This is a genomic window from Pedobacter cryotolerans, from assembly GCF_005116475.1.
GTDB lineage: Bacteria > Bacteroidota > Bacteroidia > Sphingobacteriales > Sphingobacteriaceae > Pedobacter > Pedobacter cryotolerans.
On the sequence record NZ_SWBO01000004.1, the window covers coordinates 23859 to 46051 of the forward strand.

At 35.0% G+C, this 22193-nt stretch carries 19 protein-coding genes; 10 read left to right on the forward strand and 9 right to left on the reverse strand.

Annotated elements, in window-relative coordinates:
* The first annotated feature begins 69 nt into the window (after window positions 1-69).
* The 7 genes from FA045_RS07940 to FA045_RS07970 all read left to right on the forward strand — a co-directional run bounded on the left by FA045_RS07940 (window position 70) and on the right by FA045_RS07970 (window position 9189).
* Window positions 70-513, forward strand: a complete 444-nt coding sequence (locus tag FA045_RS07940; protein ID WP_136876287.1) for an RrF2 family transcriptional regulator — start codon at window positions 70-72, stop codon at window positions 511-513.
* A gap of 777 nt (window positions 514-1290) precedes the next feature.
* On the forward strand, window positions 1291-3369 hold the full coding sequence (locus FA045_RS07945; protein WP_136876289.1) for a HEPN domain-containing protein: 2079 nt from the start codon (window positions 1291-1293) through the stop codon (window positions 3367-3369).
* Window positions 3370-3531: 162 nt separating this feature from the next.
* Entirely contained in the window at window positions 3532-4302 is a 771-nt protein-coding gene (gene cobA, locus FA045_RS07950; RefSeq protein WP_136876291.1) for a uroporphyrinogen-III C-methyltransferase, read from the forward strand.
* Entirely contained in the window at window positions 4286-5797 is a 1512-nt protein-coding gene (locus FA045_RS07955; RefSeq protein WP_136876293.1) for a TSUP family transporter, read from the forward strand. The genes cobA (FA045_RS07950) and FA045_RS07955 overlap by 17 nt, the downstream gene beginning before the upstream one ends.
* A complete protein-coding gene (locus tag FA045_RS07960) occupies window positions 5798-6520 on the forward strand; it encodes a phosphoadenylyl-sulfate reductase (RefSeq protein ID WP_136876296.1) in 723 nt (240 codons plus the stop codon).
* Between the two features lie 247 nt (window positions 6521-6767).
* The gene (gene cysD, locus FA045_RS07965; RefSeq protein WP_205943123.1) at window positions 6768-7673 is read left to right on the forward strand and encodes a sulfate adenylyltransferase subunit CysD; all 906 of its coding nucleotides are present in this window, start codon (window positions 6768-6770) and stop codon (window positions 7671-7673) included.
* 265 nt (window positions 7674-7938) lie between these two features.
* The gene (locus tag FA045_RS07970; RefSeq protein WP_136876298.1) at window positions 7939-9189 is read left to right on the forward strand and encodes a sulfate adenylyltransferase subunit 1; all 1251 of its coding nucleotides are present in this window, start codon (window positions 7939-7941) and stop codon (window positions 9187-9189) included.
* 363 nt (window positions 9190-9552) lie between these two features.
* Here FA045_RS07970 and FA045_RS07975 read toward each other — a convergent pair whose 3' ends face one another.
* The 9 genes from FA045_RS07975 to FA045_RS08015 form a co-directional block, all read right to left on the reverse strand.
* Window positions 9553-10122, reverse strand: coding sequence for a DUF4082 domain-containing protein (locus FA045_RS07975; RefSeq protein ID WP_136876300.1), 570 nt, complete (start codon window positions 10120-10122; stop codon window positions 9553-9555).
* A 10-nt stretch (window positions 10123-10132) separates the two neighbouring features.
* Window positions 10133-11173 (reverse strand): hypothetical protein, encoded by a 1041-nt coding sequence (locus FA045_RS07980; protein WP_136876302.1) that lies wholly within the window; start codon window positions 11171-11173, stop codon window positions 10133-10135.
* A gap of 39 nt (window positions 11174-11212) precedes the next feature.
* Window positions 11213-11794 carry a hypothetical protein gene (locus tag FA045_RS07985; protein ID WP_136876304.1) on the reverse strand — a complete coding sequence of 194 codons (582 nt, stop codon included), beginning with the start codon at window positions 11792-11794 and terminating at the stop codon, window positions 11213-11215.
* A 39-nt stretch (window positions 11795-11833) separates the two neighbouring features.
* Window positions 11834-12379: a hypothetical protein gene (locus FA045_RS07990; protein WP_136876306.1), complete on the reverse strand. Its 546-nt coding sequence runs from the start codon at window positions 12377-12379 to the stop codon at window positions 11834-11836.
* 6 nt (window positions 12380-12385) lie between these two features.
* Window positions 12386-13861, reverse strand: coding sequence for an RICIN domain-containing protein (locus FA045_RS07995; protein WP_136876308.1), 1476 nt, complete (start codon window positions 13859-13861; stop codon window positions 12386-12388).
* Window positions 13862-13916: 55 nt separating this feature from the next.
* Complete coding sequence (locus FA045_RS08000; RefSeq protein WP_136876310.1) at window positions 13917-14483, reverse strand: hypothetical protein; 567 nt, start codon at window positions 14481-14483, stop codon at window positions 13917-13919.
* A gap of 11 nt (window positions 14484-14494) precedes the next feature.
* On the reverse strand, window positions 14495-15808 hold the full coding sequence (locus tag FA045_RS08005; protein WP_136876312.1) for an OmpA family protein: 1314 nt from the start codon (window positions 15806-15808) through the stop codon (window positions 14495-14497).
* An 87-nt stretch (window positions 15809-15895) separates the two neighbouring features.
* Window positions 15896-16522, reverse strand: a complete 627-nt coding sequence (locus tag FA045_RS08010) for a response regulator (RefSeq protein WP_136876314.1) — start codon at window positions 16520-16522, stop codon at window positions 15896-15898.
* A gap of 200 nt (window positions 16523-16722) precedes the next feature.
* On the reverse strand, window positions 16723-18741 hold the full coding sequence (locus FA045_RS08015) for a tetratricopeptide repeat protein (RefSeq protein ID WP_136876317.1): 2019 nt from the start codon (window positions 18739-18741) through the stop codon (window positions 16723-16725).
* Window positions 18742-18891: 150 nt separating this feature from the next.
* Here FA045_RS08015 and FA045_RS08020 point away from each other — a divergent pair, with 150 nt between their 5' ends.
* From FA045_RS08020 to FA045_RS08030, 3 genes are all read left to right on the forward strand, one after another.
* A complete protein-coding gene (locus tag FA045_RS08020; RefSeq protein WP_136876319.1) occupies window positions 18892-19686 on the forward strand; it encodes a LuxR C-terminal-related transcriptional regulator in 795 nt (264 codons plus the stop codon).
* A 107-nt stretch (window positions 19687-19793) separates the two neighbouring features.
* Window positions 19794-20591, forward strand: a complete 798-nt coding sequence (gene cobA / locus FA045_RS08025; protein WP_136876321.1) for a uroporphyrinogen-III C-methyltransferase — start codon at window positions 19794-19796, stop codon at window positions 20589-20591.
* Between the two features lie 192 nt (window positions 20592-20783).
* On the forward strand, window positions 20784-22190 hold the full coding sequence (locus FA045_RS08030; protein WP_136876323.1) for a glycogen synthase: 1407 nt from the start codon (window positions 20784-20786) through the stop codon (window positions 22188-22190).
* Window positions 22191-22193: the final 3 nt, after the last annotated feature.

Consider the following 22193-nt stretch of genomic DNA (forward strand, 5'->3'; position numbering starts at 1 on the left):
TTTATAGTCAACCAAAATCTTACATATAACCACTCACAACTCACAACTTTTTTATTAGCTTTGTTGCTTATGCTATCAAAAAAGACAAAGTACGCTATAAAAGCACTGGTAATTTTAGGTAAACACCTAAATGAGCCACCAATGCAAATTGCCCGTATTGCCGAAGAAGAGCATATTCCAAAAAAATTCTTAGAGCAAATCCTACTAGATCTCCGTAATGCTGGATATTTATACAGTAAAAAAGGAGCTGGAGGTGGTTACAGTCTAAATAAAGATCCAAAAGATATTTACTTGGTAGATATTTTGCGCATTACCGATGGGCCAATTGCGATGGTACCTTGTGCCAGTTTAAAATTTTACCACCGTTGCGAAGAATGCCATGATGAGGTTACCTGCGGAATTCGTAAGGCATTTATTGATGTAAGAGATGCCTCACTTAAAGTTTTGAGCGAAACAAGTATTGCAAATATCATCGAACGCGAAAAAACAGCGATTAATCCAGAAGCAATATAATCATTGTTAACCTAAAAAGTTTGTCATCCAGAGCGTAGCGAAGGATCTCTGTAACAGAAGCATATTTTAGATAATTTTTAGGAGCGCAGTTTCAGTATTTCATCGGTTGCATCAGTCCCGCCAATGCTTCAATCCCCGATGAAGAATCGGGGTATTTCCGCGTATGTCGGGGCTAAAACGCAAATCTTTTGCAACTATTTAGGTTTTACCAGCAGCAATATTTTAAAAATCACCATATAAGGCATGTAAGACAATATAAGCCACGGCTTAAATAAATTTATATTTCTTATATGGTTAAAAGACACGCTCAGGGTTTTCAACTTGTAATTTACTATAATAGTTAAATGCAATCCATAGTTTATTTTAGTAAAGAGACGAAAACAGTAGCCCAATTACAAAACTTTGCAAGGTTGAGTTTTGCCAAGATGCAAAGCCACATAATGTCTAAACCTGATAGCAGCGAAAATCCTTTTTTGTTTGTCATCCTGAGCGCTTGCCTGCCGTGGCTGGTGTCGAAGGACAAACAAAAAAGATTGCCTGCCTGCGGTAGGCGGGTAGGGAATAGCAGGGCTGTAAGTTGCCAAAAACTTATGCCGTTCGTTTTCAAATCCTTGCAACAACAAATCTCATCGTAATCTAAAATTATTTCAAAAAAAGTAAAAATAAAAGACTACTAAGTCTATATACTTTATATATTTGCATCATATTATTTTGTTTAGCGATAAAATTTATAGTGCTTGACAAATAAAATAGGGTAAAAAGACACTTAATATAATTATGCAAAGTTTTAGAACAGAATTAGAAAATCCGATTGTAGAGAAAGATATTATCGATTTAGAGAGAAAAATCAATGATTTTCGTTCTGGAAAAATACACGAAGAGCGTTTTAGAAGTCTGCGATTAGCTAGGGGAGTTTATGGGCAGCGCCAACCTGGTGTACAAATGATCCGTATTAAACTGCCTTTTGGTAAAGTGAGTTTTAAACAACTTTTGCGCATTGCCGACATTGCAGATGAATATGGAAGTGGCAATTTGCACTTAACTACCCGCCAAGATATTCAGTTGCATTACGTAAGTTTAGATAGAACGCCAGAACTTTGGGCAAAACTAGAAAAAGACGACATTACCTTGCGTGAAGCTTGCGGAAATACTGTTCGTAACGTTACTTCATCACCAACATCGGGTATTGACCCAGATGAACCTTTTGATGTTTCGCCCTATGCACAAGCAGTTTTTGCTTACTTTTTGCGCAACCCGATTTGCCAAGAAATGGGGCGAAAGATTAAAATTTCTTTCTCATCGAGTGATAAAGATACCGCCTACAGTTATATCCATGATTTAGGTTTTATCCCGAAAATTAATGAAGCTGGCGAGCGTGGATTTAAAGTTTTATTTGCTGGCGGTTTAGGTGCACAGCCTTTTTTGGCCAATGCGATTAATGATTTTTTACCAGAAGATCAATTAATTCCTTTTACGGAATCTGTTTTACGTGTTTTTGATCGCCACGGCGAACGCAACAACCGAAACAAGGCTCGTTTAAAATATTTGGTTCAAAAATTGGGTTTAGAAGAGGTTTTACGTTTGGTTGATGAAGAAAGGACAGCCAATAAAGTAAAAACTTATAAAATAGATTTAACTACAGTTCCGTTACCAAGTTATCCGTTTACGCAAGATTATGCTGAGGTTGTTTTAGAGAACGAAAGCCATTACCAACATTGGTTGGCGACTAATGTTTTTGAGCAGAAGCAGAATGGTTTGTTTGGCGTTTATGTAAAAGTTTTGGTTGGCGATATCAAAACCGATAAAGTACGAGCTTTTGTAAATGCGGTGAGACCTTACGTGGCTGATGAAATTCGTATCACTCAAAATCAAGGTTTGTTGTTAAAGTTTGTACAAGAATCGGCTTTGCCATCTTTATACAATGCCTTATCAGATATCGGCTTTGCCAATGCAGGTTTTGATAGTTTGGCAGATATTACCACTTGCCCAGGTACAGATACCTGTAATTTGGGTATTTCTAACAGCATGACTTTAGCTGAGGTGTTAGAAGAAGTGATTTATGAAGATTTTCCAGAATTTATTTACGAGAAAAATATCAAAATAAAAATTTCTGGTTGTATGAATTCTTGCGGTCAGCATGGTTTGGCCGAAATTGGTTTTCATGGTAGTTCGGTAAAAGCAGAAGGTAAAGTGGTACCAGCGGTACAAGTAATGTTAGGCGGCGGAACGGTTGGTAATGGCGTGGGCAGAGTAGCAGAAAGAGTGATAAAAGTGCCATCTAAAAGAGCACCTCAGGTTTTACATTATTTGTTAAACGATTTTAAGGCCAACAATTTAGGTGAAGAAAACTTCCATCAATATTATGATAGAAAAGGCAAAGATCATTTTTATCAGTTACTAAAACCACTTGGCGATTTAACTAATCTAAAAGCAGAAGAGTTTGTGGATTGGGGCCACGAAGAAACCTTTGTAACTGCAATTGGGGTTGGCGAATGTGCTGGAGTGGTAATTGATTTGGTATCTACTTTATTGTTAGAAGCCGAAGAGAAATTAGGTTGGGCAAATGAAGCTTTGCAAAATGAGGCTTATGCCGATTCGATCTACCATAGCTACAGTACAATGGTAAATGCGGCTAAATCTTTATTGTTAGATAAAGGAATTAACAGCAGCACACAAGTTGGCGTAATTAGAGAATTTGACAATCATTTTGTAGAAAGTGGCGAGTTTAAATTTGAGGGAACATTTGCCGATTTAGTGCTTCAAATTAATAAAAATGAACCATCTGCTGAGTTTGCTCACCAATATTTTGGAGAAGCAAATGATTTTTTAAATGAAATAAAAGTGAAAAGAAAATGAGTGAAGGATGGAATGATAGAATTAGAGAATGATGGAATGATAGAATGAGTGAATGAATGAATAGAAAGGTCGCAAATATTCTCTCATTCAAAATTCATTCATTCAAAATTACATAACTCTCTCATTCAAAATTAGAACTTCTCTCATTCAAAATTAAATAAAATGACATACATAAATATAGAACCCAAAATAACCCTACTAGGCGCTGGTCCAGGCGACCCAGATTTACTCACCTTAAAAGGAGTTAAAGCCTTGCAAGCTGCCGATGTTGTGTTGTATGATGCCTTAACAAATGAAGCATTATTAACTCACGCACCTGCAGAAGCCATTAAAGTTTATGTTGGTAAACGCTCTGGCGAACATTCTTTTGCGCAAGATGCCATTAACAAATTGATGGTAGATTATGCGTTAAACTATGGTCATGTAGTGCGTTTAAAAGGTGGCGATCCCTTTGTATTTGGCAGGGGTTATGAGGAGTTGGATTATGCGGATTCTTATAATATTCCAGTAAGCGTTATTCCAGGTATATCTAGTTCTATTGGTGTGCCGGGTTTACAACAAATTCCGGTTACGCATCGCGGATTGAGCGAAAGTTTTTGGGTAATTACAGGTACGGTTTCTAGCGGGGCATTGTCTGATGATATTTATCAAGCTGCAAAATCTAACGCAACAGTGATTATTTTAATGGGTTTGAAAAAATTAGCTGAAATAGTAGCCATTTTTAAAGCCGAAGGCAAACAAAATCTACCGGCTGCGGTTGTGCAAAATGGTTCATCAGATAACGAAAAATTAGTAGTTGGTACGGTAAGTTCTATTTTAGAAATCTCGAAGAGAGAAAAAATACAAGCGCCAGCATTACTAATTTTTGGCGAAGTGGTTTCTTTACATCCATCATTTAAAACAATGATTAAACAGTATGTTGCCATCTCTTAAAATTAATGAGCATGCTGCTTTTGCTGATGAAGTAAAAGGCAATCAACTTTTTCCGGTTTTTATTAAACTGAACAAGTTGCGTACCTTATTAATTGGTGGTGGAAACATTGGTTTAGAGAAACTAATAGCAATTTTAAATAATAGCCAACAGGCTGATGTAAAATTGGTTGCTGAAAATGTAAATCTAGAAATTAAGGAATTGGCTAAAAGCTATCCAAAATTAAAAATATATCAAAAAAGCTACGATGCTGATGATTTAAATGAGGTAGATATTGTTTTTGCAGCTACAAACGATAATGCTTTAAATGAAATTATAAGAGCCGATGCACACCAAAGAGGGTTATTAATTAATGTTGCTGATAAACCAGAACTCTGCGATTTTTATCTGGGTTCTATTGTTAAAAAAGGCGATTTAAAAATTGCGATTTCTACTAATGGTAAATCTCCTACTATTGCCAAACGTTTAAAAGAGATTTTAAATGAGGGTATTCCGGCAGAGCTAGATGATACTTTGCAAAACATGAGTGCTTTGCGCCAAACCTTAAAAGGCGATTTTGCTTCAAAAGTTAAAAAGTTAAATCAAGTTACCGAAGGATTAATTAACAATAAAAAAAGCTTCGCAGAGCGAAATATCAAATGGTTAATTTGGGTTTCGGCTGTATTATTTATTTACACTGCAGGTTTAACTTTATGGAATACCGAACCAGCTTTCCAAAGCTTTTTAATTCATATTGATCCATTATTTTACTGGTTTTTAGGTGCAGGTTTTGTTTTTGCAATGATAGATGGAGCCATAGGTATGTCTTATGGTGTAACTACAGCATCTTTTTCTTTAGCAATGGGTTTACCACCAGCATCTGCAAGTATGGCAATTCATATTTCTGAAGTGCTAAGCAATGGCATTGCAGGTTGGATGCATTACAAAATGGGCAACGTTAATTGGAAACTCTTTAAAATTTTAATCATTCCGGCAATTATTGGTGCTGTATTAGGTGCTTATATTTTATCTTCTTTAGAACATTATAGTGCTTATGTTAAGCCAGTTGTTGGTGTTTATACATTGTTTTTAGGTGGTGTTATTTTGCTGAAAGCCTTCAACATTAAAAAGAAAAAAACGGGCGCTCAAAAAATTAAAAAAATTGCACCTTTGGGGTTTGTTGGCGGTTTTATAGATGCTGCATTTGGCGGAGGTTGGGGATCAATTGTATTATCAAGCCTAATTGCAGGTGGTCGTCATCCATTATTTTCACTTGGAACAGTAAAAATCTCCAGATTTTTTATTGCCACTTTAAGTTCCCTTACTTTTTTTACCATGTTGGGCGGCAGGTATTGGGAAGCGGTTGTAGGTTTAATCATTGGTAGTGCTTTAGCTTCACCAATTGCAGCAAGGGTTTCAAATAAAATATCTGCAAAAACAATTATGGTAGCAGTAGGCATAATTGTAATGTTGGTGAGTTTGCGCAGTGTGATTTTATTTATTTTAAAATTAATTTAGATGGAGGAATTAGAAAATTTAAAGCAAGAATTGGCTGGTTTAACCATTGTTGAAAAGCTTTGGTATTTAACCAAAAAATATCAAGGTAAAATTGTTTTTAGCACTAGTTTTGGCTGGGAAGATCAAGTAATTACGGATTTGATTTTTGCCAATAAAATTCCAATTAAGGTGTTTACTTTAGAAACTGGAAGGTTATTTCCTGAAACTTATTATGTGTGGAATAGAACTTTAGAAGTTTACCAACAAACTATTCACGCTTATTACCCACAGGCAGATTTGTTAGAGCGAATGGTAAACACTAAAGGGCCAAATAGTTTTTACGAAAGTGTAGAGCATAGAAAAGAGTGTTGTCATATCCGAAAAATAGAGCCATTAAAAAGAGCTTTGTATGGTAATGAAATTTGGGTAACTGGAATTAGGGCAGAACAAAGCGCAAACAGAGAAGATATGCATGATCTGGAATATGATGCATCAAATCAACTCATTAAATTCCATCCAATTTTCGAGTGGACTTTAGACGAGGTAAAGCAATATATAAAGGTAAATAACATCGTTTACAATACTTTACATGATAAAGGCTTTCCAAGCATCGGCTGTGCCCCATGTACAAGAGCGGTGCAACCTGGCGAAGATTTTAGAGCAGGTAGATGGTGGTGGGAAGACCAAAGTAAAAAAGAATGCGGCTTGCATGGTACAGCAGAGGGTATGAAGGTTGAAGGCTGAGGGTAATGGAGACCAAAGCGAAGAGCTTAGCCCAATCGTCATTGCGAGGAACGAAGCAATCTTAAAGCGATAGGCTTGATAATTAAATGGTTCGTGAAGACACAAACCAAGGCAATAGAAAAATAAATTAACAATCGTCATCGCAATCCGACGCGGCGGAGAAGCAATCTATCATACAAGAAAGATTGCTTCGTTTCGATGAAAAATCGAAATCTCGCAATGACGAAATAATATAAGAGGACTACAAATGAGCGAATACAATTTGGATTATTTAGACGAATTAGAGGCCGAAGCCATTCACATTTTACGTGAAGTAGCAGGGCAATTTGAGAAACCAGCATTACTTTTTTCTGGCGGAAAAGATTCAATTACTTTAGTGCGATTGGCAGAAAAAGCATTTAGACCGGGCAAATTTCCTTTTCCATTGGTACATATTGATACTGGACATAATTTCGAAGAAACCATTCAATACCGTGATGAAATGGTAGCAAGGATTGGTGAAAAGCTTATTATCGGTTCGGTACAACAATCTATTGATGAGGGGAAAGTGATTGAGCAAACTGGTAAAAATGCCAGTAGAAACGCTTTACAAACCGTTACACTTTTAGATACCATTTTAGAACATAAATTCGATGCCTGCATCGGAGGTGCCAGAAGAGATGAAGAAAAAGCTCGTGCCAAAGAACGTATTTTTTCGGTTCGTGATGAGTTTGGGCAATGGGATCCAAAGCGCCAACGCCCAGAGTTATGGAACATTTACAACGGTAAAATCCATAAAGGTGAAAACGTAAGGGTATTTCCAATTAGTAACTGGACTGAACTTGATGTTTGGAATTACATTCGAAGAGAAAACATCGCTTTGCCTAGCATTTATTTTGCACACCAACGCGATTGCATTACCCGTAACGGTCAATTAATGGCAGCTTCTCCGTTTTTAAATATGGATGATGAAGATTTAGTAGAAAGTAAAAAAGTACGTTTCCGTACCGTAGGCGATATGTCTTGTACAGCTGCGGTAGAATCTGATGCAGATTTGATAGATGACATTATTCAAGAAATCAGCGAATCTAAAATTTCAGAACGTGGCGCTCGATTAGACGATAAAGTTTCTGAAGCCGCAATGGAAGACAGAAAAAAAGGGGGATATTTTTAAAGAGATTTGAGTATTGAGATGTGAGATTTGAGAACCTTGCATCAGCCAAATCTAGAGTAAATGTAAAAAGATTTGAGTATTGAGATATGAGATTTGAGAACCTTGCATCAGCCAAATCTAGAGTAAATGTAAAAAGATTTGAGTATTGAGATGTGAGATTTGAGAACCTTGCATCTTCCAAATCTAAAGTAAATATAAATATTAATGAAGTTAGAGAGTTGGTTATATCTCATATCTCAAATCTAACTTCTCACATCTAATTAAAATGAACATACTAAAATTTTTTACAGCGGGCAGTGTAGATGATGGTAAAAGTACCCTCATTGGTCGTTTGTTATACGATACAGATTCTATCTTAGCCGATCAGTTGGAAGCTTTGCAAAGCTCTAACCGTAAAAACGACGATGGAACGATAGATTTAGCCATTTTAACCGATGGTTTAAGAGCCGAACGTGAGCAAGGTATTACCATAGATGTGGCTTATAAATATTTCCAAACAGCAAAGCGAAAGTTTATCATAGCCGATACGCCTGGCCACATTCAATATACCAGAAATATGGTTACAGGTGCTTCTACGGCCAATTTAGCCATCATTTTAATTGATGCTAGAAATGGAGTGGTAGAGCAAACCATTCGCCATTCTTATTTGGTTTCGCTGTTAGGTATTAAGCATATCGTTGTCGCCATTAATAAAATGGATATGATGGATTACAGCGAAACTGTTTTTACGGCCATTAAAGAAAAATACAAAGCATTGGCCCAAAATTTAGGTTTAAAAGAGGTTACTTATATTCCGGTTAGCGCACTTAAAGGCGATAATATAGTGCAACCATCTACAAATATGGACTGGTACGAAGGAGAAAGTTTATTGCACTTTTTAGAGCAGGTAGATACTGATTTGCAAGATAAAACCACAAAAGCTCGGATGCCTGTGCAATGGGTTATAAGGCCGCAAACAGACGAGTTGCATGATTACCGCGGTTACGCTGGTAGGGTGTTAAGCGGTACTTTTAAAGTTAACGATAAGGTTACAGCTTTGCCAGCTGGTACAAGCTCAACCATTAGTAAAATTGAGTTTTTTGAAAATGAATTAGAACAAGCTTTAGCTGGGCAATCGGTAATTATTCATTTAAAAGATAACATCGATATCAGTAGGGGCGATACCTTGGTAAACTCTTCGGCTTTACCAATAGAATCTAAACTAATTGAAGCCGATTTATGTTGGATGGATACCCGTGCTTTGGATACATCAATCATGTATATAATTCAACATAATAGTAAAACTACCAAGTGTAAAATCAACGAAATTTTGCACAAAGTGGATATCAATACTTTAGAAAAACACACTGCAGATGAGTTTAAACTAAATGATATTGGGCGTGTTATTGTTAAAACAGCTGATGCTTTGGCTTTCGATTTGTATGGCGATAACCGTGCAAATGGTTCAGCAATTTTAATTGATAGTCGTACAAATTTAACCGTTGGTGCATTAATGTTTAGAGCTTCGGTAGAGTAACATTAAACTTAAAGTCCCCTTTAGGGGATTTAGGGGTAAAGCAATTTCAGTGAGGCGTCGCTTACGATAGCCCCGCTTTACGTTTCAATCTTTTTTATAATCAAACCTCGTAGGTTTCTAAAACCTACGAGGTTTTCAAAAAAAGTATTTTCACTTCAATCGGGTTTATAAAACATTAGTTTTTTAGGCTATGAGGGGTTTAATAGCAAAAGCCTAAGTTTTTAGCCCCAATTGGAGCGGCATACTTTTTGGCTGTCATCCTGAGCGCTTGCCCGCCGTGGCTGGTATCGAAGGACAGCCAAAAAGATACAGCGTAAAGTGGGAATAACATTAAAATATGTATTGCAATTGCGCTTCAAAAAATTATTTCACTTCCCACTCAAAATCTAAATCAATTAAACCATGTACTACATTATCAACCCTAAACTCGGGGTAGCGTTGGTAAATACCTTCGGCATAAACACTACTGTTAAGCGTAATTTCTGGTAAAGTAAGGGGCAACTTATCAAATGTTAGGGCGTGATAATAATATTCTCTAACATTTACGGTTAAACAATAGGTTTTGTTGGCCTTTACAGGGATGTGAAAATATCCAAAATTATAATTATTAGGGGTTGCATTATTATAAGTGTAAGTATTTAGCAGTTTTTTCTCATCAGCATCCCAAAGTGATATTCTTAAATTACCTGTTTGAGGGTTTTTAATACGAATTCCCCTTATCCGTCCGTTTTTATGAGGTTTAAATTCAATACCCAAATCAAAATTTGGCTCACCAAACTCAACTTTTCTATAATCTGTAGGGTACTGTAAAAAGTGTTTAGCAAAAATACCTTCTTCGCCATTATAGCTAATGCCATTTTTTAAAACGGTACAGCCACTTAAAAATGTAATTATTAAACTAAAAAGCAGACTAAATTTTTGCATTTTTTTCATTATCACATAATTATTGCAGTAGAGAATAATCTACATACCATTGAATAGGATCGTCTGTATTATTATCTTGATAGGTTATTGGTAAGGTTTCCGCTCCATTGAGTTGACCAGGAAATTTTGTCATCCCATGTATATGTATACCAAATCCTAACAAATGATGATCTGAATTGTTAAATCTAAGTACAAAACCACGGTAAGCTATTGGTCCTCTGTTAGGAATTTGCCCTTGCATATTGCTCGTACGGCCAGTTCCGCTTACTGCACCATTTGTTTTAATCCTCGAGTTAGGAATGTATGCGTATTGAATGGTTGCTGTATATGGTCTTGCCGTACTTTTTCCATCATTAAGCATCTTTGTTATAACCGCTTCTCCAGTAGATCCGATACCTACTAAAGTTCCAAATGGTACAACCATTAAAACTCCACTAGTCATTGTAGGCTCTATAATAGAACGGTAATCCTCTCGCTGGTCATCTATAAAACTTACCTGTGCTACTGCTTTTTCCTGATCCATTTTTATGGAAATAGTTCTAATGTTGTTATCAGTTCCAAGTTGTCTTTCAAATGAAAAACCAGAAATTACAAGTGTAGTATTTACAGGTTTTGGAGGTAGCTGAATATTAAATGTTCCTGAGCCAGCAGCAGTAACTGTTCCTCCGGTAGCGCCAGGAACGTTTATCCATTGTGCTGCCACACGAAAAGGATCATCGCCATTTTGGTCGCTATATTTTGCCAACATACCACCATTATCTTGTAAAACACCTATTGCTCTTACCTTATGGTCGCCGTTTTTAAACCATAATCGAAAATCGCTTAAGGCAGGTGCGGCGGAAATTTGATAATCAGTTGCTGCACCCAAATAATCGTTACTTACACCATTTGCATAAGAATGTTTTAGTGGCTCATTTGAAGTTTTTTCCTGAATATTTTGTACGGCTAAATTTCCTGGTTTTTTGGTTATTGTACTTGGCTTTACAATTTGCGCAGATAAACTAAGATTTGATGCAATAAATAATATGGCAATTGGCCATTTTATAAAAATATTTTTCATGATAATATTTTTGGTTATTAAAAAATATGATGTAAAAAGTTAATTTCCCTCAGCTGCTCTCTTTTTTCTTCTTTCTTCTGCAGCACGTTCATTTGCCAGTCTTATTCTTTCTTCTCTAGCACGTTGGGCGGCTTCTTTTTGTGGGTCGTTTCTTTGTGGAGATGGTGTTCTTTGTGGTTGTCTATTCGTATTTTGTTCTCTTTGTCTACGAATTTCTTCTGCTCTTTTTTCTTTGTCAATTTGCGCATTTAGCGCATTGCGTTGTCGTTCATCTTCTCGGCGTACATTTTCTCTACGTCGCTCTTCTGTTCTTTTTTCTTGGTCAATTTGTCTATTTAACCTATCTCTTTCTTTTTGCTCTTCTTGTTGCTGTAATTTTTCTTGTCGTCTTTTTTCAGCTTCTTGAGCTTGCTCTCTTTGGCGAGCTTCTTGCTGCTTTTTACATTCTACATACTTCCTTGTTTCTTCATTAACTTGTGCCGAAGTTTGTCCTTTTTTATAGGTTGGCAGCGGACAAGGTCTGTTAAATATAGTTACGTCTTCTTTCTTCTTTTCTTGTGCCGAAGTTGCTGTTGCCAATCCAATTAAAATAAGCAAAGCTGATGTTTTTAAAATTTTCATAGTTTTCTAATATTAAAGGTATTACGATTTTAAAGAAACCTAGGGGATCATATTTAAGGTTATCTCAGCAGAGGAATTATTTGTTTTTGAAAGTTCATTCTGACTGCCAACACCTGTAGGAACAATAACTAACCTCAATTTTATTTCTTTGCCATAAGCATTTTCTGGGGTGTTTCTAAAGATAAATACCTGTTTAACCAAGTCATCTTTACCCATTGCAACAGCAGGTATAGGTACTTGCTCAGATTGTTGATGAATCATCGTTTCACGAATATCGTTGGCAACTCTTTGTGTAGCTTTATAGCTGTATTCTGCATAAACCATACTTGGCTTGGCATTTACCATTCCTATATTTTTAACAATAAAATTGATAGCCATTTTCACATCTCGTTTTGTGCCAAGAATTTTTTCTACTCCTTCACCACCAGTTACATTTACAGGTATCAAGTCGAAAGTTAAATCGGGTAATGCTCTGGATGCGGTTACGTTTGGATTTACAACTACACCTGTTTTTTTACCTTTCTGTGCATTTGCATTTACAGAACCATAAATTAATAGTGCTGTAATAATTAATATTTTTTTCATCGTTTTTTATTTTAAAATTTGAAATGTTTTTGAGCGGCTATCTCCTTTAAAATAGTGTATTGGAGCACTAACCTGATCTATTAAAACCCTAGTTTCGCCAGCAATTGTTAGGGTAATTTTAAGTTTGTCTAAATACCAGTTGTCAGCTCCAATGCCTCCTCTACCAGTATGCCTAAGCACAATATCTTCAATGTCATCAAAACTAAAAGGTGCAGCTGTAATGGTTTTGGTAATGGTTTTTTCCGTAAAATTATCCCATTTTTGGCTACTATTGATGTTGTTAATAGCAATGTTTCTTACTGGTCTAATTTTTAATCTGATCAATACATTTAAGTTATCACTGCCACCACGTAAATCATCTCCGCCAGTTAAAGTTTCTATTTTAAATACTGGTTTTGCATTGGCAGCATTGGCCGATGAATTTGTAGATGCTCCAGAGCCAATACTTGATAAAAACCCTTTAAAAAATTGTCCTTCACTTTTTCCGTTCCCACCTTCATAAACAAATCTGAACAATGGGTTTGAACTACCAGATGGACTAATCAGATCGGCAAAGCGATAGGTTTTTAATATTCCATTTTCTTTTATTCTAGCCGTTGCCGTAATTTTATCCAGGTTCCAGTTGTCTTTTTCGGCGATGTTAAATACGGTGGTAGTAGGTGTACCGCCATTTTTTCTGTTCCTGTAAACATGAATTTCTTTAAGTTCGTCTACAGTAATATTGGCAGGCAAGGGAACAGTTACTCTTTTTATCGAATTATTTGGCCAATTTTGATCTTTGTTTGCATTCAATAAAATTGCATCAGCTTTATTTCTAATCAAAATTCTTATCTCAACATTTTCCTGAAAAGGTTTCATTTCCAAATTATCAGCTCCGGTTTTAAAATCAATGTCAATTTTATTGTCTGATGGCGCACTCACAATTACAGGGCCGCTATTTTGAACGGGTAAAGGTGTAATTGGAGGAGCCAAAACCCAGGCAAACCTTACTTCTCTAAACTCACTCGCAGCTGTTTTAAAAAATCTAACACCTTTATATGAGCCTGTTTCAAAATTTGCCCCTAAGTAGAACTCATTTTTCGCATTTCCATCTACAGCTGGCTGTATTTGATAACTTCCTTTATCGTTTAGTGTAAATATAAACTGCTGAAATTTTTGTTTTTCATTAGGATAACGTGGCTCTAAATTAATTTTTAAAGTAATTGCATCTGGTGTTTCTTCCTCCCAGGTTAAATATTTGCCACTACCAATTAAGGTAATTTGATAAATATTAGGCTTGCCTCTAACACCTGCAACAAACCAAACTTGTGAACCACAGCCACGCGTTCTATCTCTGCAATCTTCGGCAACTCTTATAAAGTTGCCACTGGCAAGTTCCATACGCAAATTGCTTGGTACCAAACTCAACTTATACCGATTGTTAACTATTTGGGCTGATAAACAAGCAGGCAATAATAATAAGAGAAACAATAATTTTTTCATGATGGTAATTAATTTGGGCAATTGGTTGTTATAATCTAAATTTAAAATTATGCCATTAAAGCTCGGTCGCTAAAATCACTTCAAACACTCTCGATTTATTGTTATCGCTACTTAATTCGCCATTTAATGGTTGATAAAAAATTATAGCCGATAGCCTCACTTTTTTACCGGGTGCCAAATTTGGAAATCGGTTTAAAATGAAAGCATGATTTATTCCAACATCTTTTCCTTGTTCAATTGCTTCTAACAACATAGGTTCAGAAACGGCGGCGTCATTAAAAGCACCTTCGGCTACACCGTGTTCAATTTCAGAGAGCGTTCTTTTTCTTTGATAGTGAGCATATAAAACCACCTTACATGGTTTTGAGGTTGCAAAACCTACGTTTTTAATTATCAAATTAACAGGGATTTTTATTCTTCCATTTACACCCACCACAGGTTCGTAAACAGCCTCGGTACCGCCGTTAGTTAATCTAGGTACCAGCAATATGTTTAAATCAGGGAGTATTCTTGCTGCTTTATTATTTGGGTTGTTAAAAACATCATCTTTTTTGCCTTTTTGTGCATTAGCAAAGCTGATGAAGCAAATCATCAACATTACAATAGATACTATTTTTTTCATTGTATTTTAGGTTATTTAATTTTGATAAACTCTACTCTACGGTTATTAGCCTTATTAATTTCACTGGTATTTGGCATCGCAGGCACACTTTCACCTTTGCCGTCGGTTTGCATTCTGGCTGTGGCAATTTCAAAATCTGTGCTTAACATCGTTTTTAATGCTTCGGCACGTTGTTTACTCAGTTTTAGGTTATCTTTTTCATCTCCATCGCTATCGGTATGCCCAATAATCTTAATTTTAACTGCCGGATTTTCTTGTAAAATCATAGCAATGGATTTAATTAATCCTAAACTTTCGAGTTTAATGTTGGCAGAGTTTACATCAAATAAAATACCTGATGATACAAATTTGCCTTCGTTAATGAGCTTATTCCTAGTATCAGGATTGCCAACCGCTAATCTTAAATTATTGATGTAATATTTGTCTTCTTCTTTTTTAAAATTGCCAGTTTGAAAAAGAATGCTGTTGTACTTTTTACCATCAACAAATGCAGTTGGTAAGTCCCACACTTTCTGTTGATTTAAGTAAATTCTCAAACGATTTTTTTGGCGCCAAATGCTTACATGTACAGTTGCTTTTATATCACTGATAAATTCATTTTGCATAGCTTTATTTTTATCGCCATAATTGCCGTTGTTATAAATTTGATAATTGGTTGTGCCTTTGCTATTTGATGTAGACACCGATTTTGGATGTATGCCAACTTCAATCCCATCTCTGCCTAATCGATTAAACAACTTCCATTTAACGTAATCTGTACTAGGTTTAGCTAGTGCAGCAATAGAAAAACTTAGCGGATTGCTGTAGAAGTTAAAATTAGCACTACTGCTTACATCAAATTCAAATGTGAAATTATCAGGTAAGTTGTTGATGAATTGCGGCATAAATACGCCATTTTTTCCTGGGTTAAACCAATTCTCCCCATTTAATTCTACAATTTCTCCCCCACTATTTGTACTCCATTTGGCTGGGAAATCACCTAAATTATCTTGACTAAAATTTTCTAACACCAAAATTTTATCGCCCTGCACAAAGTCAAACTTTCTTAAAATTTCTGCGTTTTGCTGAGCGGATTGGCTTGCTTTTTCAGTTTCATTAATGGCTTCAACATTTGCTCCACTATCAATTTTTACTGTATTTTTTGCTTTTTTGCCACTAAATAAACCGCCAATGCCTTTTTCAATTTTATCTATGCCAGCATTTACCCCTTTGTTTACGGTTTCATTAACTCGGCCCTCAGCATTTCGCTTAATATCTTTGGTGTTAATTTGAGCTTGGCAAAAGCTAACAATCAGCATCGATAATAAAAATAGTTTAGTTTTCATTACAAGATTTTTTAATTAATTCATCAAATTTAGCTGCTTACTTAACAGCCATCAATACCATATAAGGGTTATATTTATTTATAAAAACTATCCTTGGTTGTATTTGTAAATGGCTTCAGTTGCACTGTTAACATGTAGTTTTTTGTATATTTTTTTAATATGACTGCGAATGGTTTCTACAGAAATATCTAGCTCTGCTGCAATCATTTTGTAGCTAAAACCCTTCACTACATATTCTAAAATTTGAGTTTCCCTTTGGGTTAATAATTCGATAGCATGTTTATGGTTAACTTCATGTTTTGGTACAAAAGAAAGCACTTTTTTAGCAATAATGCTGGTCATAGGTGCACCACCTGCCATTACATCGTGTATGGCGGCGGGCACATGATCTATGTTTTTTTTGAGTAAATAACCGTTTGCACCTGCGCAAATAGCATCGAAAATATTGTTTTCATCTTCAAAAACGGTAAGCATAATTACATGTACATCTTGGTTTTTATGGCGGATTTTCTTTAGCGCCTCAATGCCGTTTAGCCCAGGCATATCAATATCCATTAAAATCACATCGGCATGGTGGGTTTGCAAAATTTCATCGAGCGAATTTGCATCAGGAATAGCCATAAGTAAATTAAAATCAGCATTCCATTCTAACATCGTTTCAATGCTTAATCGTAAGTTCTGGTTATCTTCAAAAATTAAAATATCAATGGCCATTTGCTAAATTTTATTAATTTGTTTAGGTTAATTAGGCTAGGTTAATGAGTAGTTGTAATTGAGTGCCATTAAAACCATATTCAATTCTCAACTCACTATTTATAGATAAAGCCCGTTCTTTCATGCTTCTTAAACCTGTTCCAGAATTTTCTCCTTTCCAAGTTCCGTTGTCTGTAATTTTAAGTTCAGCGCTGGTTTTGTTAATTTATAAAACCTATTTTTACGGTATCTGCGTTAGCGTGTTTACAAATGTTGGTTAATGCTTCTTTGTAAATCAGTAAAATTTCTTTTCTGTAATCAATAGGAAGCGAAGTTTTTTGTAAATCTTCATCAACTTCAAAAAGTAAATTAATGTGTAAAGGTTCTAAAGTTTGTGTGGCAAACTCCCGCATCCTAATCGCAAGATTTTCTATTTTTTCATTATTGGGCTGTATGCTCCATACAATATCGCTCATGCTTTGCTGTATAGTTTTGCTCTGTGTAGCAATTTTTTGAAGCATTTTTTTAGCTTCAACCACATTAACATCAATAGCTTGTTGAGATACATTGCTTAATATGCTTATACTGGTTAAAGTACTCCCAATTTCATCATGCAAATCTTTACTAATGTTGTTTCTAATGGCTAAAAGGGCGGTTTGCTGCTCTAATTTTTTCTTTAATTGATATCGATTAAAAACTCCAAAAATTAATAACAGCAACATTGCAAAACCTATTATTAATAAACTACGTGTTGTTTTCTCGGCAGATAATTGCTGTTCGTTTACTAATTGCTCAGTTTTGGCTAAACGCAATAGTTGCTCTTTGTTAATGGCGTTTAAGTTCTGAATTTTAATTTTTTCATTCTGCTCATTTAACCTAAAATCCTGTAATTGTCTTTCTTTAAATAAGAGTTCTATCTCGCTTTGCTTTTGTTTTGCCAATAAAACATTCCCAGCAATTAAGGCTTCTTGTTTCTCAATTTGGAGTTGTTTTAGCCGCTCAGAAGAAATTAATTTTAAAATTTCACTATCTTTTTTCTCCGTTTCATATTTTACTCTAACTTCTTCAATTTTAGAAAGGTTGCTTTTTTCGTTAATGCTATCGCGATAAACGATGTGTTGTTTATAATTGTCGTAAGCTTTTTTGAAATTTCCTCTCGTGTTGTAAAATTCACTTAGTTTTACGTAGGCATTACTAATGTTCTCTTTGTTTTTTAAAGATTTAGATAAATCTAAAGCCTTGTTAAAGTAATTTACTGATGCAATACTATCTTTTACATAATTGGCCAAATTACCAGCAGATACATATAAGCGAGATAAGAGTTGTTTATCGTCTATTTTTTCGCAAATAGCTATCGCTTTTGTTTGCCATTGCAAAGCAGATTGATAATTTTTTGTGCTCAATATTTCGTAAGTAGACATGCCAGCATAAGCACTCGCTTTTAATTTGTCGTTTTCTATTTGATCTGCATAGGCAACCGCCTGATTTAGTTGCTGTTTTGCTAATGGATAATCTTTTTTTAACAAATAAAGCTGACCAATATTCATGCTGGCGATTACTAAACCTGGTTTATCATTAATTTTTTCTCTTATTGCTATACCAGTTTTCTGATAATTAATGGCATCATCAACTTTTCCCATCAAATAATAAACCGAAGATATATTGCTGTAAGTTTCGCCAATACCACGTTTGTTATCGTTTAATTCATGAAGTTTCAGTGCGTTAAAAAAGTTGTTAATGGCTTTGTCTTTATCGCCCATGGCCAAATAAAGGGAGCCTAAATTGCTGTATATTTCTGCTAATTTTTTTGTGTTCTTTTTTGCTAAACTAAAATTTAGAGCAGTATTATAATGCATGGTAGCCAAATCATTTTGGCCTTCTTCCATATAATAAATTCCTTTTCTGTTGTTTAAACTAATTAAGAGAGTGGTATCTTTAAGTTGGGTGGCTAGCTGATAGGCAAATGCATCATAAGTTTTAAAATCTTTAAACTCTCGTTTTTTAATGCTAATTTCTGCCAACAAATCATAAACTCTGGCTTCCTGTTTTTTGTCGTTTACTTTAATTGCTTGGGTCAAAGCATCTTTAAGCAAAGCTGATGCTTGGCTATACTTGCCGTTAGATATTTGCTCATCTGCGGTAGCTAATATTTGCGCCAATAAACTACCAGATTGGGCATAGCTGTTTTGAAAAAAAACAACAAGTATAAAAACCACTTTTATAAACCTGATGGAAAACATAGATTGATTTAGATATATAGATTTTTATTGAGATAGAGCCATATCTTGCACTCAAATCTAACTCATAAGCGGTGAGCAAAAAATAGTAGATATCTATCATTTTTTAATTGCTCAAAAAAAGAATTATCTTAGTTAAATCTAACCTACGCTATGAGAAATTTAAAACCACTTACTACAGAACAGTTTGAAAAAAATGCTAAATCAGATAAAGAATTAGGGCTTGTTAATTACGAGGCATTTTTCGAAACTCAAATAAAAGAAGCACATAATTTTGCTTTAGGACCATATTATTGGTTTATTGGAGACAATGCAAACATGTTAATTACTGTTGCTAGTAAAAATATAGGTGAGCTAACGCCATATTCAAAAACTGATTGGGAAAATAAATCACCTTTATTTTTCGCCGAAAATATTCATCCAGATGATAACTTATATGTTTTTTCGGCTATTCAATATGCCATGGATAGAATTTTAGAGCTGCCAGCAAATCAACAAGCAAATATTCGTATAAATATTTATGCTAGAATGTTAAATGCCCAAAAAGTATTTCGTTGGGTATTGATACAAATGCCTGGTTTGTATGTAAACCATACTAATCTTACTACATGCGGATTAATGATGATTACTGATTTAACCCATTTCAATTTTAATGGTAGGCCAATTTTAATGACCCTCGTAAATGTAATTGATGGTAAAACCGAATATTACAATTTAACCATGGGCCAAGAGCTAAAACTTAAAAATGTTGCATTACCTCAAATTACTAAGCGAGAAAGACAACTATTAAATTTAATGTTAAGAGGACTAAATAGTCCGCAAATTGCCAAAGAACTTAATATTTCTTATTCTACAGTAGAAAATCACAAAAGAAATTTAAGAAAAAAAACCAGCACAAAAACATCGGTAGAATTGGTTCATTATATGATGAACAATAATTTGCTATAAAAAATTAGTTTTCATTTTATTAACTTATCAAATAATTAAAATAAATTCTACTATTTCCATAGACATTATATATATTTGTATCGTTATATAATTTAATACTGTGAGCAATGATTTTAAACAAAGTTGAAAAAACTCAAATTGAACCAAAAATAACTTTAGTTGGTGCGGGTCCTGGAGATCCGGATTTGTTAACTTTAAAAGGTGTAAAAGCATTGGCAAGTGCAGATGTAGTTTTGTATGATGCTTTGGTAAATGAAGCTTTACTAAATTATGCACCAGAAAATTCTATTAAAGTTTATGTGGGTAAGCGCTCTGGCGATGAGACATTTTCGCAAGAATTAGTCAATAAATTAATGATTGATTATGCATTAAACTATGGTCACGTTGTGCGTTTAAAAAGCGGAGATCCATTTGTTTTTGCTCGTGGTTTCGAAGAAATTGATGTGGCAGAATCATACAGCATACCAACAGAGATTGTTCCGGGGGTTTCTAGTGCATTAGGCGTACCGGGTTTACAAAAAATACCAATGGTTTATGGCAACTTGAGCGAAAGCTTTTGGGTGGTTACAGGTACCAATGCCAACGGAGAGATTTCGCCAGATTTATATGTTGCTGCCAAATCTAATGCAACAATTGTTGTGTTAATGGGTATAGAGAAAATAAAAGATATAGCAGCAATTTTTAAAGCTGAGGGTAAATACGATTTACCTGTAGCAGTTATAGAAAATGGATCATCAGCTTCTGAAAATGTTGTTGTTGGTATAGTTGATACCATAGAAGAATTGATAGAAGAGAAAAAATTAGCATCGCCAGCTTTATTGGTTTTTGGGAATGTAGTTTCTTTACATCCACAGTTTAATTCTATTAAAGAGTTTTATGCCATTATGGCTCAAGAAGAATATTAGTAGGTTTTTTCATATTTATTTTTTGTTTTGTTTAAGGCTCCGATTATTCGGGGCTTTTTCTTTTTTGTTAAAATTTTTCTTACAAATTAATTTTTCGGTTGTTAATACACCATATAAAATTATTTTTTCTTTAAATGTTTGCAATGCTCAATCTATTGCCTATTTTGAGTAAGTTTTTTTCAATACCAAATTATGGAGATTATACACTTTAGTGCAGAATGTTACCCAGTAGCAAAAGTTGGTGGTTTGGGCGATGTTGTTGGCGCCTTGCCTAAGTATCAAAACAAACTAGGTCATGTTGCCAAGGTGGTTATGCCTGCTTATGATACTAAGTTTTTACATCAAAATGAATTCGAAGTAGTGTATGATGGTTGGGTTCGTTTGGGCTATAATAATCTTCCCGTTAGGATATTTAGAGAAAAAACCAATAAACTAGGTTTCGATTTGTTTTTGGTGCACATAGCTGGATTATTAGATAGAGAAAAAGTTTATGGTTATGCTGATGATACGGAGCGATTTATTGCCTATCAAATTGCAAGTTTAGATTGGATTGCACAATGGGAGCACAAACCAGATGTTATGCATTGCCATGATCATCACACAGGTTTAATTCCATTTATGGTAGGAAATAGCCATATTTACCGTCATTTAAACCACATTCCAACATTTTTAACCATTCATAATGCGCAATATCAAGGTCAGTTTGGGTGGGATAAGTTACACTATTTGCCCGCATACGATTTAAGAAACTCTAGCAAGTTAGACTGGGGCAATTCAATTAATCCACTTGCCTCTGCAATTAAATGCGCTTGGCGAGTAACAACGGTTTCTCCAAGTTATTTAGATGAGATTAGCTACAAAGCAAATGGTTTAGAAAATTTATTGGCGCAAGAGCGAGGAAAATCATTCGGTATTTTAAACGGAATTGATAATGAGGTTTGGAATCCACAGAAAGACCAAATGCTTAACAAAGCATTTACAAATAGAACGGTAGAAAGTGGAAAAAAAGCAAACAAAGATGCGCTTTGTGATGTTTTTAATTTAGATAAAACCAAACCACTTTATACTTTTATTGGTCGTTTAGTTGGCGAAAAAGGAGCAGATTTATTGCCAGATATTTTTTGGAATGCGCTACAACAGAGCGACGGTGAAATTAATATTTTGGTATTAGGTTCTGGAGACCCAGATGTAGAAGATAGATTAAATGAAATAACCCATTACCATGCGGGCAATTACAACGCATACATTGGGTATAATGAAGCACTATCGCATCAGATTTATGCTGGCGCCGATTTTTTATTAATGCCCAGTAGGGTAGAGCCCTGTGGCTTAAACCAAATGTACGCTTTAAGGTATGGCACTATACCAATTGTAAGGCGCATAGGCGGATTAAAAGATACGGTAACTGATATTGGTGATGGAGGTTTTGGAATTTGTCATGATCAATCTAATATTTGGGATGTAAACCATGCCATTGGACGAGCTTATGAGTTATATTTAGATCAAAAAAGAGTAAAAGAAATTCGTAAGTTTATAATGACAATAGACCACTCGTGGGATAGAGCAGCACAACAATATATTGATTTGTACCAAATGTAAAAC